The following is a 15,288-nucleotide window of genomic DNA, read 5'->3' as shown; positions in this document are numbered from 1 at the left end:
GTCCAGGCTGATCGGTGTGGCTACACCATCCAAATCCGTCGCACGCAGCGTGGTGATGCCTTGCTCGGCCAGGATTGCCGCGTTATTGACCAAGCCGGTGCTGGCTGCGGACGAAACATTCACGCGGATGTCAGCGCCATTGGTCAGGTCGATACCGGCATTCAGGATCGGCGCCAGTGTCGACAGGCCGATATTTGGGCTGAGCAACTGCAATTCGACGATGCCGGCGGTGACATAGGCGGCCGGTGTGGCGATCGATACGACTTGGGGCGTGGTTGCCGAAAACAGTACGTCGCCCGCGGAAAACACCAGTCCGGCAGCAACGGCAGCGCTGGCTTCGGCATAGCTCAGTTCCAGGCCAGGCGCGAAGGTAACCGTGCTGGCAGCAAAACCAGCTGCTTTCAACGCGGCGATATCGGCGGCGAAGGTGGAGCTGGCGAGGATGGCGCTCAGCGCCGCGCCGTCGGTCGGCACGATGCTCAGTGCCGTCAGGCCGCCAGCGAAGAAGTCGGCAGCATTCAGTCCGGCAGCCGTCAGGTCGTCGGCATTGGTAATCAGTAATGCGATGTTCTGGGATGGCGCAAAGTCGAAGCCCAGCGCAAACAGATCGCCTGCCAGTTCACCGGTGATCGGCATGGCCGGATCCGGCGACACGGGCAGGTCAGTGACCGTCAGCGTGTTGAGGTTGTTACTGATGAGCAGGTCGGAAAGTGTCGGATCCAGCAAGCCGTGCAGTTCGTCCGACGTGACTTCCAGCGACACGGCGACCGTCGGGTCGAACGCAAAGCCAGCGGAAAAAATCGACTCTGCCTCATCCAGCGTCAGCGCCAGCGGGCTGCTGGTGGGGGCGATATAGTCAACCCCGGCTGCCTTCAGAACGGCGGCAGCGTCGGCCACCGCGGCCAGCGATGCCGGGTCGTTCGGGTCGAACGTGACCGAGACTTCGCCGGTGCCGAGGAAGTCAAGACGGGCGCCTATGATTGCCTGCGCCTGCGCGATCGTCAGCTGCAGCGTGCCGCTCGGAGCGGCGACATGATCCACACCTGAACTGTCCAGCGCCTGAAGCACGACGGCAATTGTCACGAAGGCATCAACGGCATCGTTCGCCACAAGTATGGTGATGTCGCTGGAAGGCGAAAATGCCATGCCGTTGCTTACCAACGCCACGCCAACCGCCTCGGTCACCGTTGCAGGAACCGACGCGCCGAATGTTCGAATACCTTCCAGCGCCAATGCACGGGCATTACTGGCAAGCAACGCACTGTCAGCCGAGGTGACGTTCACGACGACTGGAAAAGCATCGCGCAGGTTAATGCCGGCAGCGAAGATTGGCACCAGCGCGGTCAGCTCAATCGAAGGCGTGAGCAGCGCGATCTGGTCGATGCCAGCATTGAAGGCCTCGCCTGGTGTAGACGAAAACGCCACCGCTTGCTCAGGCGTCATGCTGACGGTGATATTGCCGTTCGTGAACGTCAATGCGTCAGCCAGAATGGTGGTGTACTGCTCGTAGGTCAGTGTCAGGTCATTTAAACCATTGACCAGCGCAATGTGGTCTACGCCTTTCAATTCCAGGTTGGCTGCGTTGGCGGCCAGGCTGGCGGCGTCTGTTGCCGACACCAGTACGGTGACGGTGTCGGCCGCAGAAAATTCCAGTCCTGCTGCAGTGATTGCAAGAGCGTCTGCAAGGCTGATGCTTAAGGGGCCATTGCTGGAGCCGATCGCATCAATGTTCACCGCAGCCATGTCGCTGACGCTGGCAACGAGCGTGGCCAAGTCGTCTGCGAAGAAGTCGCTGCCCGGATCGAGATCGATGGTGATGGTGCCGGCGGTGGCAAAATCCAGCCCCGCGTCGGCGATCGAGTAGGCGTCAAACAAGGACAGGGTGAGCGAACCACCCGACAGGTGCTGTACGCCGGCCAGTTTGAACTGGATGGCATGCTCGACGACGTCTGCGAGCTGCCCCGAGGTGAACGTCACCGACATGTCAGCTTCTGCCGGGAAGCGGATACCCGCTTCGGTCAGCGTCAGGACGGCGTTATAGGAAAGCGAATTCGGCGACGAGTTGAAGCTCACTTCCGGGTTGCGGAAAGCAACCGTCGGGAATTTGGCAATCAGGTCGTCTGCGGTCGACAGCAGGATCGCATCTTTGACGACGATACCGACGGCGTAACCGAACACAGGGTTCGTGTGCACCTCGGCCAGGATCTCGGCCTGGGTGTCGACAATGGTGAACTTGCTGGTGGACGGGCTGACAAGCGCCAGCGCCTCGTTCACCGTAAGGAACAGGTTTTCAGCCGTGGCGGAGCCGGCAATGACGGCGTCGACGAACACTTCGGTCTGCAGCTTTTGCAGTGCCTGCGCGTCACCTACTACAAGCAGGGAATCTTGCGAATTCGCCAGCGTGGTCGGGTTGCTGGTGTCGATTGCGCGGATACCGGCAATCATGGTGTTTTGCGAAACGGCGGCAATCGCCATTTTCTCGGCCAGCTCGGCAATCGCCGTCGTGTTGAGCGGGTCGGCAGTGGCGGCTGTCAGTTTGACAGCCAGGCCATCGTATTTCGTGGCGATGGCGTCGTTGACGTTGGACAGCGCGCGGGTAACGTTGGCTTGCAGCGCGTCACGCACCTCGGTAGTGGCGCTGGAAAGTGCTGCTTCAACTGCCTTGTTGGCAGCCTGGTTGACAAAGTTAGTAGCGGAAACCGGATTACCGCTAGAGTCCGTTGCCGGCGCGTTCTTGATCGACTGGGCGATCGACGTTGCAATATTGGTGATGTTGCTCAGGCCGGCAGAAGCGCCGCCGCCAACTTTGGACTGCAATTCCGCTGCGGTCTGGATGACCGAGAAAATCTGCTGCGATACCGTGAATGCCTTTTCGGCCAGCAGTTTTTCTGCCGGCGTACCGCTGGTCATTGCCTTGACCGGGTCGTAGGTCTTGAGGTACTCCAGCGCGGTCTTGCCGCCCAGGCCGGCGCCGGACAGGCCCAGCTTGGCCAGCATGGCATTTTGCGAAGCGGCGTCACCGCCAGCGGCGGCAACCAGCGTGGTCAGCGGGCTGACGAACGCAAAGCCTTCGGGCGCGGTCATCATGCCCACGCGCTGGCCGGTCAGCACGTCGAAACCGTCGCCCAGCACGACCAGCTTGCCGGTCATGAGCGAGGCGTCGCCCACCATTTCATAGCTACCGTCGGCTTTGGTCTTGGCGGACACTTCGCCGGCGTCGAGCACGCCATTGTTATTACGGTCGTAGAAGATGGTGGCGTCGCGGACGTTACCGTCGACCACCAGGCCGGTTGTCGTTGTCTGCGCGGCGGAAAGGACGTTTCCGCTAGCGCCACCGCCACCACCAGCCAGCGCGGCTGCAGCGGCGACGCTGGCGCCAGCAATCGCGGCGACCGGCATGCTGATCGCGCCGAGTGTTACCGAGCCCATGCTGGCCAGGCCGCCGCCTGCTGCGCCACCGGCGGCGCTACCTGCTGCGCCGGCCTCTGCAGCGCTTGCCGATGCTGCACTGCCGGCTGATCCGCCACCGCCGCCAGCACCGGCACCGCTATCGCTCATGGTGGTACGGGCGTCCACACCAGGCGGAAGTTCGGTGACAGGCGATGCTTGCGACAGCATGGTGCCGTCGAGACTTTCAGGCATGACTTCGCCTGATCCTGCGGTTTGTCCTTCTGGGGCGCCTTCAAGTGCGGCCAGTTCTTCGGCGAGTTGCTCGAGGTCGGCGGCGAGGAGTTGTTCGGGCAGTTGTTCCGTGAATTCTGCGGCTGCGGCCAGTTCTGCGGCATGCGACTGCGCTTGGGTCAGGGCGTCGTCGGCTTGGCGGTTTTCTGTGGCTTGCTTGGCTTTTTCTGCGGCTTGGGCCTGCTGGGCTGCGGCGAAGGTGGCCAGCGCGGCAACGGTCATGGCGACCTTGTCTACGCCCACGCTAAATAGTCGGCGTAGCCCCTTGCTACCGGCCGGACCCGAACCCGGTTTCATTTTTTTTGCCATTCTGTACTTCCCCAAGACCCTGCGATAAACAGCCAATGCCAGCATGCCAATATGTTGCTTTGCAGCAATAAACAGGAACGAAAACGCCCAATCGGTTCCCGAAACACACTGTTACGTACGGTAAATCTTACAGCAGTGAAAGGCAAATTCCTACACGAACGGTAGTCCAAAGAGAAATATTTCCGAGAAATAACATTTTAATTTTAGAAAGTTCACGATTGGACTTACTAACAGTTACTAAAAATTCCTCCGTGGAAAGTTTACCGGCGACCCTCATTCAAAACCGATTTAATTGCCTTACAGAAACTGTCTGCTTGTCGGCGCGCTTTTGATCACTTTTCATTAACCCGGCGCTAATTTGAGGGGTATCAGATCAACCCGGCAAGAAGAGCAGATTCTTGTCGCTGTATCGCGCTTGCAGATGCATTGGCTGGCCGGGCTGGCGTTGAATGCGTCGCTCCCGTTTGCTGGTCCACTCACTGCGGCGGCAACGCAGGTCGGATGATCCGTGCCGGGTCGGGCCAGCCGGTCGGGATGGGGGTTCAAAAGGGAAAAGGCTCAGCAAATGCAATGGATTGAACGCAACGCCAGCGTGGCGCCGGACTTCAACGGGCCGGTGGATGTCCCATTCCAGCGGTTCGAGCAGGAATGGATCGAGCAGCCGATCTTCACCCTGTTCTGCCGGACGGCAGACCTGCATGCGGATCGCATCGCACTGACCGATGGCAGCCGCCAACTCACCTACGCGCAGGTGCTGGAGCAGGTCAAGCGGCTGGCAGAACGCATCGCGCGGCATGCGGGTAATACGCCAGTGGGAATCATGCTCAATCCGGATGTGCATTTCCCGATTGCGGCACTGGCTTGCCTGGCGGCGGGGCGCGCCTATATTCCAGTCGATTTGAAATATCCCGCTGCGCGGATTGCCGACATATTCGACGAGGCCGGATCCACTTTGGCCATTGCGCAGATAGCGCCGGCGCAGGCTTGCCTGCCGGCGCGGACGTCACTATTGCTTCTGAGCAACGACGATGGCGGTCAACCTGACAACACGTTTGCGCAGGATCAAGCCCAGCGCGACCCGGACGGCCCTATCGCGCCGCAACAATTCGATGTGTCGGCGCCCGCCGTGATCCTCTACACCTCGGGCAGCACGGGGCGCCCCAAGGGCATTTGCAATAACCAGCGCGCCCTGCTCCAGCGGGTCTGCGAAGCGACCAATTCCAGCCACATGAATCCGTCGGACCGGGTGCTGCTGCTGAGCTCGCCGGGCACCATTGCCGGAGAGCGGGAAATGTTTGCAGCACTGCTCAATGGTGCGGCGCTGACTTTGTGCGATCCGCAGCGCGATGGCTTGCATGGCGTGCTGAAAACCCTTGAAGAGCGGCAGATCACGCTGTGTTACATGGTGCCGGCCTTGTTCAGGATGCTGTTGCGCTCACCGGGCGCGGCGGCGGCCCTGGCGCATTTGCGGGTGCTGCGCATTGGCGGCGATATCACTTTGTCTTCCGACTTGCAGTTGTTCCGGCAAGTCGCACCGCCGGCTTGCCACTTCCTGGCGAGCTTTAGCGCGACCGAGATGCCGGCGGTGTTCCAGTGGTTCGTGCCCCGCAACTGGCAGCCGGATGGGCCACGGGTGCCGGTCGGCTATCCGCGGCCGGAGGTGGATTTTTGTGCGGTCGACCAGGAAGGAAATCCGGCCGCGCCCGGCGAGTTTGCCGAGCTGGTGGTGCGCAGCCGCTACCTGGCGCTGGGCTTGTGGCAGGCGGGCCGGCTGCAGCCCGGCGGCTTTACGACCGATCCGGATGATCCATCGCTACGGATACTGCATTCCGGCGACATGGTGCGCGCGCGCAGCGATGGCTTGTGGGAACTGACCGGCCGCAAGGACCGGCAAATCAAGATCCACGGCCAACGCGTCGATATCGGCGAAGTGGAAGAACTGCTGCGCAGCCATGCCGGGGTTGAGGACGTGGTGGTGAGCGCTCGCCAGCAGGGGGAAGAGACGGTGGCGCTGGTGGCGTTCGTGGCGTCCGCACAGCCCCAGCCACTGCTGCAGGAGGCTTTGCGGGCGATGCTGGCGCAGCGGCTGCCGGGTTACATGCGGCCGGCGCAGATCCATCTGTTGCCGGCGATACCGCAATTACCGGGCTTCAAGCCGGACATGGCAGCGCTGCAGCAGCTGGACCAGGCATCACGCCAGTCCATCGATGCCGGGCGCGGGCATGAGGCGTCGCCGGACAGTGCAGCGGGCCCGCCGCCCCGCGCGCAACAGGCCGCCGCTGGCCCGGCGTGCAGCGCGGCGATGCAGCATGTGGCAGGCAAGCCGGGGCGAGCGGCGTCAGGATCTGCAGTAAGGCAGGTCGTACAGCGGGCATGGTCCAGGGTGCTGGGCGCGCACAGCTACCGGCTGGACCTTCCCTTCGATGAAAGCGGTGGCGATTCGCTCAAGGCGCTGGAGTTGTGGTTCCATGTTGAAGAGGCCCTGGGTTTCAAGCTGGGCCTGGAAGCAATGCGTATCGGCTCGCGTCCGAGCGAGCTGGAAAATGCGCTGCTGCGTGCGATGGCCGATCCGTCGCCTGCGGCGCCAGCAGCAGCCGACGATAGCGACCGGCCGCTGATTTACCTGATGCCCGGCATCCTGGGGGACGATCCTTTGCAATTGCGCTTTCGCGCGGCGTTCGGGGATAGCGTGCGCTTTCGCCTGATTGACTATCCGGGGTGGCGGCAGATGATCGCCGGGAACTGCCATTTCGACACCATTGTCGATGCGGCCTTCCAGCAGGTGCGCGCCGATGGGCCGCAACCGGCGTATCGGCTGGCGGGCTATTCCTTTGGCGGCATCGTCGCTTACGAGCTGGCGCGGCGCCTGGTGGCGGCCGGCTACAAGGTGGATCTGGTGGCGCTGCTGGACAGCCGGCGCTGGGACGTGGCAGAAGAGCGGCCATTGTGGCAACCCGACCAGATGCTGCCGGAACTGCGCTTGTCGAGCCGCTTGCTGGCGCCCGTGATCACGTTCCTGGTGCGCGAGCGCGCTTATGCGCTGCTGACGGCTGGCTGCACGATGTTGACGCGCCATGCCAACCGCCTGGCATTTCGCTTTCGCAACCGGATGACCAAGGATTTGCGCTTTGAGGCGCTGCGCAGGTGGCAAGCGCAACCCTTGCAGGCGCCGGTGACCTTGTTCCTGTCGTCGGATCAATGGCCGGGCGAGCCCGAGGGCTACGGCTGGCAGGATCTTTGTGATGACCTGACGATGGTGCATGTCGGCGGCACGCACGCGTCGATGATCGACAAGCCCGGTCGGGAAACGATTGCGGTCCATATCCAGCAGGCACTGCGCAAGCGAATGGCTGCCGTGCCGGCGACCGGATTGCAGGGCCGGCGGGAGACCGCCTGAGGGCTAGCGGCTGCTTTTGCCGACGATCGGCATGTTGAGCAGGAAATTTTGCGGCTTGATGCGCAAGACGTGCTCTTCGGTCATGGCGCAGGCCAGGTAAATTCGCCGGCCGGCGACTTCTGGCCGCAACTCGACGGGATCGCAGATCCGCATTTCGAACAGGGCCAGCAAGCGGCTGCGCCGCTCGTCATTGAGCGCTTGTCCCCGGTATAGCTCGTTCATGATGGTGCTGGCCTCGGCATCGAGGCCGATATGCCATGCCCAGCGCTGCTCTTCGATTGCCGGCAAGGGATGGATTTCAGTGCGCAGGCCGAGCAGGCGCAATATCCATTTTTCCAGCACCCGGCAGAAGGCTTCAAGGCCAGCGCCGCCGCTTTGAAACGGCAGCACCATGTCATGGTCGCCGCTGCGTTCCCAGTACTGGTGGGCATTGGCCTGGCCCAGCACATCGAGATCGACATTGCGCGGCTTGATCCTGGCGTCGACCAGCAACTGGCCGATGGCGCCGAAAGATTTGCCGGAAGCGTGCCGCTCGATTGCCTGCATGTCGGCCAGCATCACCGCGCCGTTCTGGATGGAGACTTTCTGGTTGCGAAACAGCAGCTCGGCGGCGCGGACTTCGAATGCGTTGCTGCAGTCGCGCAGCAAATCGCGCAGCATCAGTTCGGATATCAGGTCGATGAACAGGGGCGCGACGCCGACATTGCCGCCACTGAAAATTGCGCGGTAAGCGTCATCGGCAGATGATGCAGCGAGCAGCCGTGCGATGAACGACTGCAGCAAAGCATAGTTGGCGCGGGTGTCGCCGTCGGCAATCGTGGCGAGCTGGCGTTCGTTCAATAATTGGCGCGGGCGGGCGAGTAACTTTTCATGCAGGGCGCGCTCGTTGCGGCATGACGTCTCTTCGGGTGCGACTTCGGCGCGACGCCACAGGGCGCGCAGGAATTCGTCGCTGATGCGCACGCTGCCGTTGGACTTCCTGTCTGCATTTTCATACGGGCACGCGGGCCAGAAATTTGCCATGCATTCTCCTGTTTTGGAGCATCCGGGTCAGTGTCGGATTGCTGATGTTGGACTTTCGATCGTGGTGGGTGAACCGTGCATCCCTGGCCAGCACGATCGCTTGCGTTTTTCGTGCAGCCTTGAATAGCGCAACCGGGCGCTGGTGTCAGCAATCGTTTGGATGGGACTTTCCGCGATGTCCTTATTTGGACCGATCGTCCAATATGTGATTGGGCAGACGCCAGGCCAGCGCCAGCGATATCAGGGTCAGCGCCGAACACACGAGAATGGTGCGCTGGAATGCGTCGGCGGCGATGCTGGTCATGTGCAGGCGGTCGGCCGGCGCCATGCCGGCGGACGCGCCAACCAGGTCCCGCATCATCTGCGCGCCGGAGGTGGCGACCGATGCACCCACTGCGGTGTTGCTCAGCGCGCCCATCAACACTGCGGTGATGCCGGCGACGATGATCGACGCACCCAGTTGACGGGCAAAGGTGGTGCTCGCGGTGGCAATGCCAATATGCGCACGCGGCGCGGCATGCTGGACAGCGACCAGCGAGGTCGGTAACTGGATGCCGATTGAAAAACCGACCACGGCTAGCGTAATGCCCGACCACAGCATGCTGGACGGATCCGTGAAGGCAAAGCTGGCAAGCGCCAGCGGCAGCAGGCAAGCGCCCAGCAGCATGGCCGGCTTGTACTTGCCGGTACGCCCGATCAAGGTACCGCCCAAAAATGCGCCAAACGGACTACCCAGGCTCAGGGTGACCAACAATATTGCGGATTGGTGGGGCGCCATGCCAGCCACCATTTGCGCGCGCAGCGGCACCAGGATGCCCATTGCGATCAGTTGCGAAAAGCTGAAGAACAGGATGGTCATGCAAAGTGCGATCACCGGTATCCGAAACAGGCTGAGCGGGAAGATCGGCTGATCGGATCGGTATTGCTGCAGCACGAACAGGCCAAGCATGGTCAGGGCCACCATGTACAGGATGACATTGGAGCCCGTCAGCCAGGCTACGCCCTGGCCGATGCGGCTGATCGCAGTCATGCCAGCAGCAAGGCCGGTGCACAGCAGCAGCGCGCCGAGATAGTCGATCTTGCTGCGGATGCGCGGCACCGACAGCCGGTGCAGGCTGTTACGGGTGATGAACAGCGCCGCCGCGCCGAGCGGCAGGTTGATCCAGAATATCCATTGCCAGGAGAGGTATTGGGTCAGGAAGCCGCCCAGCATCGGGCCGCTGATGCTGGAGGTGGCATAGGTGATGCTGAAATAGCCCTGGTAACGTCCGCGATCGCGCGGCGAAACCACGTCCGCCACGGCTGCCTGGGTGACCGCAAACAGCCCTCCCCCGCCGATGCCCTGCAGGATACGCGCGGCGACCAGCATCGGCATCGAGGTGGCCAGCGCGCAGGCAACCGAGGCCAGCAGGAATATCCAGATCGCCCACAGCAGCATGACACGGCAACCGTACAAGTCGCCAAGCTTGCCGTAAATCGGCGTCGACACGGCGGCGGCGACCAGATAGCCGGACACCACCCATGCCAGCAGTTCAAAGCCTTGCAGTTCGGACGAGATGCGCGGCAGGGCGACGGCGACGATGGTCTGGTCGAGCGCGGCCATCAGCAAGGCCAGCATCAGGCCTACCATCAGGATGCGCAGGTCGCGCGGCGAAAATTTTTGGCTGTCGGCCCCAGGCTGGACGGGCGGGGCGGCGGGCGTGGAACAGGCTGGGGGCGTTGAAGACATCGTTGACGGGCAAATTGGTGGGCGTGGAGCAGGACCGGAATCAGGAAACAAAAATCAGCAAATAAAACCGGCAATCAGACGAACCAGGAGCAAGGACCGGCCAGCCGAACCCATGCCGGCCGCCGATGATAGCAATGCTTGTCGCCGGCTGCCCGAATTTGTGCGCTCCGTGGGTCAGATGGAGGCCGGGTCGGGGCCGGCGCGCATGCTGTACGACGGATCGTCGATCAGGCCCGGCCAGATGATTTCCAGTTCGAAGGCGACCGAACGGGCCAGGCCTTCGAGGTCGGGAAACAGCGTGGCGTTGGTGATGTTCATCCGGTACAGCGCGCGCATGGCTTCGTCCCGCATGGCTTGCGGCAGGACGATCTTGCTGATCAGGGTTTCGTTGGTGCCGTACTGGCTCAGGATCTGGTCGAGCGATTTGTCGATCATGCCGGGCAACACGAAGGTGCCGGACTGGGCGACCAGCCGCCGGTCCATCTGGGTCGGCTCGCCGATCCAGATCACTTGTTCATGGTTATCGATGAAGTGCCGCTCGAAATTTCCCTTGACGCGCGGATCGATTTCGTCGCGCGTGAGCTCGGGACGGCCAATTGGCGTGGCGTTGTACAGCACCGGCGTGTTGAGCGCAAAAACGGCGGCGTTCGAGGTCGCTTTTTCCAGCGCGAAGAAGGCGGCGACAAACGGCGATTTGGTGAAGTCGAGCAGGCGCGTCGGTGCGCCATGATGCTGCATCAGCGCCAGGCAGCGCAGGTCCTCCTCGAGAACATTGGCGTCGGGCAGGTAGTTGTGCGCTTTGCGCCGGAAGATCCGGATCGCCCGTTCTTCCCGGGCGCGCCAGCCGAGGTGATTGGGAATGAAGTCATACAGATAGCGCGTGAGCGAACTGATCAGCGGCCAGCGTTCGTCCTGGTGGCCACGGAATGCCCAGCCGTCGAGATTGGCTGACAGCGCGACGAATTCTTCCCAACTGGTAATCTGGATTGTTTTCACGTGGTGCGCGGCGGCGGGTGCTTGCGATCTGACATTGTAGTCATTTGAAGCCCAGCGCTGCAGCTTCCTTGTCGATCGCCTGCAATACGTCGCGGCCGACCCGGGCTTCGACGTTGCCGCGCACGGGCTGCAGGGCGCGCCGCCACTGCGCCCGTTCGTTGTCGTCCAGTACATGGATCCGGGTCTTGCCGGACTTGCGGATGTTTTCCAGCGCCTGTGCATTGTCGGCTTCGGCAATGCCGTTGATGTAGCGAGTGGTTTCCTTGATGGCGCCTTCGAGCTGGCCGCGGATGTCGCCTGGCAGGCTGTCCCAGAATTTCTTGTTGGCGATGACGGCGTAGCCCAGGTAGCCGTGCCCGGACACGGTCAGGTGCTTCTGCACTTCATGTATTTTTTGGGTATAGATGTTGGATGGCGTGTTCTCGGTGCCCTCCACGACGTCGGACTTCAGGGCTTGGTGGGTGTCGGAAAATCCGATCGCCTGCGGAATGGCGCCGAGCGCGCGAAACTGCACTTCGAGCACCTTGGATGCCTGGATGCGCATCTTCAGCCCCTGGAAGTCGGCCGGCGTGCGCAGTGGCCTGTTGGCAGTCATGACCTTGAACCCGTTGTCCCAGTACGCCAGGCCGGTGATGCCCTTGGGTTCGAGTTTCCTGAGCATTTTCCTGCCAATCGGGCCCTCGGTTACCCGCAGCAGCACGTTGCGGGAAGGGAACATGAACGGAATGTCGAATGCTTCGAATTCGCGCACGCCCAGCAAACCGAACTTTGCCAGCGAGGGCGCCAGCATCTGTACTGCGCCGAGCTGCAGGGCTTCGAGTTCTTCCTTGTCCTTGTAGAGGGTGCTGTTGGGATAGATCTCGACCTTGACGCGGCCGTTGGTGGCTTTTTCGGCCAGCTCACGGAACCGCTCGACGGCGCGGCCCTTGGGGGTGTCGGTGGTGGTGACGTGGCTGAACTTGATGACGATCGGCGCCTGTGCGTAGGCGCGCGGCCAGGCCAGCATCGCGGCCAGCACCAGGGCCAGGGCCGCGCTCCACGCGATCGGGCGCGATCGCGTCAGGGACATGCTTTTTGCTTGGGCATTTCGGGATGTCATCTGGCTTTCATGCTCTTTGTTGGATGCCGTGCATATTGCTTTATTTTGGGCCTTGCTGTGTGCTGCCGGCCGACTCGGCCAGGATTTCCTGTGCCATTGCAATGACGGGACGGTCTACCATGCGCCCGTCTACGGCGACTGCCGCACCGCCTGACTCGCTGGCCGCAGCGACCACCTTGCGCGCCCATGCGATTTGCTGCACATCGGGCATGAATCCGGCGTTCACATGCGGCACTTGCCGCGGGTGGATGCACAGCTTGCCGCCAAAACCGAGGCGGCGGGCGCGTGCGGTATCGCGCGCGACCGCTTGCGCATCATCCAGTTCGGTGCTGACGCCGTCGATTGGCGCTTGTATGCAGGCTACCCGTGACACCAGCACCAGTTGCGATCGGAAAGCCAGCAGTTCGTCCTGGTCGCCGCCAATGCCCATGTCAGCGCTGAAGTCGAGATTGCCGAACATTAAGCGCAGCACCTGTGGCTGGCGCGCAAGCTGTTCGGCATTCCAAAGGCCTTGCGCGCTTTCGATCAGCGGCAACACCTGGCGCGCACCGGCACCAACGAGCGCCCCGATGTCGCTGCTGCGCTCAGCCTTGGGCAGCACGATACCGGCGACACCGGGCAATGCGCACAGGGCGAGATCGTCCTGGAACCAGATGGAGCCGGGGGCGTTGACGCGCAGGTAGACCGCATGCGCAGGGGACAGCCATGCCTTTACGCTGCTGCGCGCGCTGTGCTTGTCGGCTGGCGCCACCGCGTCTTCCAGGTCGATGATGACGGCATGGGCGCCGGCGGCCAGGGCCTTACCGAACCGTTCCGGCCGGTTGCCCGGCACGAACAGCCAGGAGCGCTGCGGCGCTGTCATGGCAGCCCTGGCCAGCATGGCCGCGGGCCTGCCCCGCCGGCGCGGACAACACGCGCCTGCCTGGCCTGCCTGGCCCGCTTTGCCTTGATGCGCTGCTCATTCATACGGCGTCCTGCCCCCTCAATTGCGCTATGCCTGCTGCATCGTACCCGAGCTCGGCCAGGATGGAATCAGTATGTTCCCCTAGCGCCGGCACCGGGTCCATGCGGGCGACAAAGGTGTTGGGCAAGCCGGGCGGCAGCAGCGCCGGCACCGGTCCGGCGGGCGTGCCGACTTCGGTCCAGCGCTCGCGCGCCTTGAGCTGCACGTGGTTCCAGACGTCGTGCATGTCGTTGAGATTGGCGTTGGCGATTTGCGCCTCGTCCAGCCGGGCCGTGACTTGCCCTGCGGTCAGTTTTGAAAATACATCGTCAATGATGGCGCGCAGCTCGGCACGGTAGTTGTTGCGGGCGGCATTGGAGGAAAAGCGCAGGTCGATGGCGACCCCGGGTTGCCGCAATACCTTTTCGCAAAATACGACCCACTCGCGCTCATTTTGCAGCCCCAGCATGACGGTCTTGCCGTCGCCGGCGGGAAACGGACCATACGGATAGATCGTTGCGTGGGCGGCACCCGCACGCGGCGGCGGCGGCGCGCCGTCAAAGGCGTAATACAGCGGGTAGCTCATCCATTCCGTCATGGCTTCCAGCATCGAGACGTCGATATGGGAGCCGTTGCCAGTGCGTCCGCGCTGCAACAGCGCGGCCAGTATGTTGGTGTACGCGTACATGCCAGCGGCGATGTCAGCGATGGAACATCCGGCCTTGGACGGCTGGTCGGGCGGGCCGGTGACGGACAGGAAGCCAGACTCGCTCTGGATCAGCAAGTCGTAGGCTTTCTTGTCACGGTAAGGGCCGTCGCTGCCATAGCCGGAAATGTCGCAGACGATCAGGCGCGGATATCTTTCTTTCAGCGCTTCATAGGAGAGGCCCAGGCGGGCGGCGGCGCCGGGCGCCAGGTTTTGCACCAGCACGTCGGCCTTTTCCAGCAGTCCGGCAAAAATTGCTTGCGCCGCCTCGTGCTTGACGTCGAGCGTGAAGCTTTCCTTGGAACGGTTGGTCCAGACAAAATGCGAGGCCATTCCGTGTACCCGGTCGTCGTAGGCGCGCGCGAAGTCGCCCGTGCCGGGCCGCTCGATCTTGATCACGCGCGCGCCCAGGTCCGCCAGCTGACGGGTGCAAAATGGCGCGGCAATCGCATGTTCCAGCGCAATGACGGTCATGCCATCCAGAGGTCTCATGGTCGGCTCCCTTCAGAAAGAACGCGGCAAGCCGAGTACGTGTTCGGCGACATGCGCCAGGATCAGGTTGGTCGAGATCGGCGCAACCTGGTACAGGCGCGTCTCGCGGAACTTGCGCTCGACGTCGTATTCAGTGGCACAGCCGAAGCCGCCGTGGAACTGCAGGCAGACGTTGGCGGCTTCCCATGAGGCATCGGCGGCCAGCATCTTGGACATATTGGCTTCTGCGCCGCAGGGCTTGTGGGCATCGTACAAGCGGGCTGCTTCGTAGCGCATCAGGTCGGCGGCGCGGGTGTTGACGTAGGCTTTGGCGATCGGGAATTGCACGCCCTGGTTCTGTGCAATGGGCCGGCCGAACACGACCCGCTCCTTGGTGTAGGCCGATACCTTGTCGATGAACCAGTAGCCGTCACCGATGCATTCGGCGGCGATCAGGATGCGCTCGGCATTCAGGCCGGTGAGTATGTACTTGAAGCCCTGCCCTTCTTCGCCGATCAGGCTGTCTGCGGGGATTTCCAGGTCTTCGAAGAACAGCTCGTTGGTCTCGTGGTTGACCATGTTCATGATCGGCTTGACCGTCAGGCCGTTGCCGATTGCCTGCTTCAGGTCGACCAGGAAGATCGACATGCCTTCGGATTTCTTCTTGACCTCGGCCAGCGGCGTGGTGCGGGCCAGCAGGATCATCAGGTCGGAGTGCTGGATGCGCGAGATCCATACCTTCTGGCCGTTGATCACATACTTGTCGCCTTTCCTGACGGCGGTGGTCTTGATCTGGGTGGTGTCGGTGCCGGTGGTCGGCTCGGTCACGCCCATCGACTGCAGGCGCAACTCGCCGCTCGCGATCTTCGGCAGGTACTGCATTTTCTGCGCGGCCGAGCCGTGCCGCAGCAGCGTGCCCATGTTGTACATCTGG

At 62.5% G+C, this 15,288-nt stretch carries 8 protein-coding genes and 1 pseudogene; 1 reads left to right on the top strand and 8 read right to left on the bottom strand.

What is annotated here, in order from left to right; all coding sequences use genetic code 11:
• Positions 1-3,978, bottom strand: a pseudogene (locus Q7T64_RS14650) (hypothetical protein); the annotation flags it as partial.
• Positions 3,979-4,555: 577 nt separating this feature from the next.
• On the opposite strand from Q7T64_RS14650, the gene Q7T64_RS14645 reads away from it, so the two are divergent.
• Positions 4,556-7,387 carry an AMP-binding protein gene (locus Q7T64_RS14645; protein ID WP_304797199.1) on the top strand — a complete coding sequence of 944 codons (2,832 nt, stop codon included), beginning with the start codon at positions 4,556-4,558 and terminating at the stop codon, positions 7,385-7,387.
• A gap of 3 nt (positions 7,388-7,390) precedes the next feature.
• On the opposite strand, the gene Q7T64_RS14640 is transcribed toward Q7T64_RS14645, so the two are convergent.
• From Q7T64_RS14640 to Q7T64_RS14610, 7 genes are all read right to left on the bottom strand, one after another.
• Positions 7,391-8,410: a DUF6352 family protein gene (locus tag Q7T64_RS14640; protein WP_304797198.1), complete on the bottom strand. Its 1,020-nt coding sequence runs from the start codon at positions 8,408-8,410 to the stop codon at positions 7,391-7,393.
• A 181-nt stretch (positions 8,411-8,591) separates the two neighbouring features.
• Positions 8,592-10,139 (bottom strand): MFS transporter, encoded by a 1,548-nt coding sequence (locus Q7T64_RS14635; RefSeq protein ID WP_304797196.1) that lies wholly within the window; start codon positions 10,137-10,139, stop codon positions 8,592-8,594.
• 174 nt (positions 10,140-10,313) lie between these two features.
• Complete coding sequence (locus Q7T64_RS14630; protein ID WP_304797194.1) at positions 10,314-11,135, bottom strand: FRG domain-containing protein; 822 nt, start codon at positions 11,133-11,135, stop codon at positions 10,314-10,316.
• Positions 11,136-11,175: 40 nt separating this feature from the next.
• Positions 11,176-12,204 carry a TRAP transporter substrate-binding protein gene (locus Q7T64_RS14625; protein WP_370653338.1) on the bottom strand — a complete coding sequence of 343 codons (1,029 nt, stop codon included), beginning with the start codon at positions 12,202-12,204 and terminating at the stop codon, positions 11,176-11,178.
• A 70-nt stretch (positions 12,205-12,274) separates the two neighbouring features.
• On the bottom strand, positions 12,275-13,096 hold the full coding sequence (locus Q7T64_RS14620) for a CoA ester lyase (RefSeq protein WP_304797192.1): 822 nt from the start codon (positions 13,094-13,096) through the stop codon (positions 12,275-12,277).
• A 100-nt stretch (positions 13,097-13,196) separates the two neighbouring features.
• Entirely contained in the window at positions 13,197-14,375 is a 1,179-nt protein-coding gene (locus tag Q7T64_RS14615; protein ID WP_304797190.1) for a CaiB/BaiF CoA-transferase family protein, read from the bottom strand.
• A gap of 12 nt (positions 14,376-14,387) precedes the next feature.
• Positions 14,388-15,288: acyl-CoA dehydrogenase family protein (locus tag Q7T64_RS14610; protein ID WP_304797188.1), on the bottom strand; the 901-nt coding region annotated here is incomplete at its 5' end.

This window comes from Lacisediminimonas sp. (assembly GCF_030645335.1).
Classification (GTDB): Bacteria; Pseudomonadota; Gammaproteobacteria; order Burkholderiales; family Burkholderiaceae_D; genus Lacisediminimonas.
This window is presented reverse-complemented; position numbering and strand designations above follow the sequence as displayed.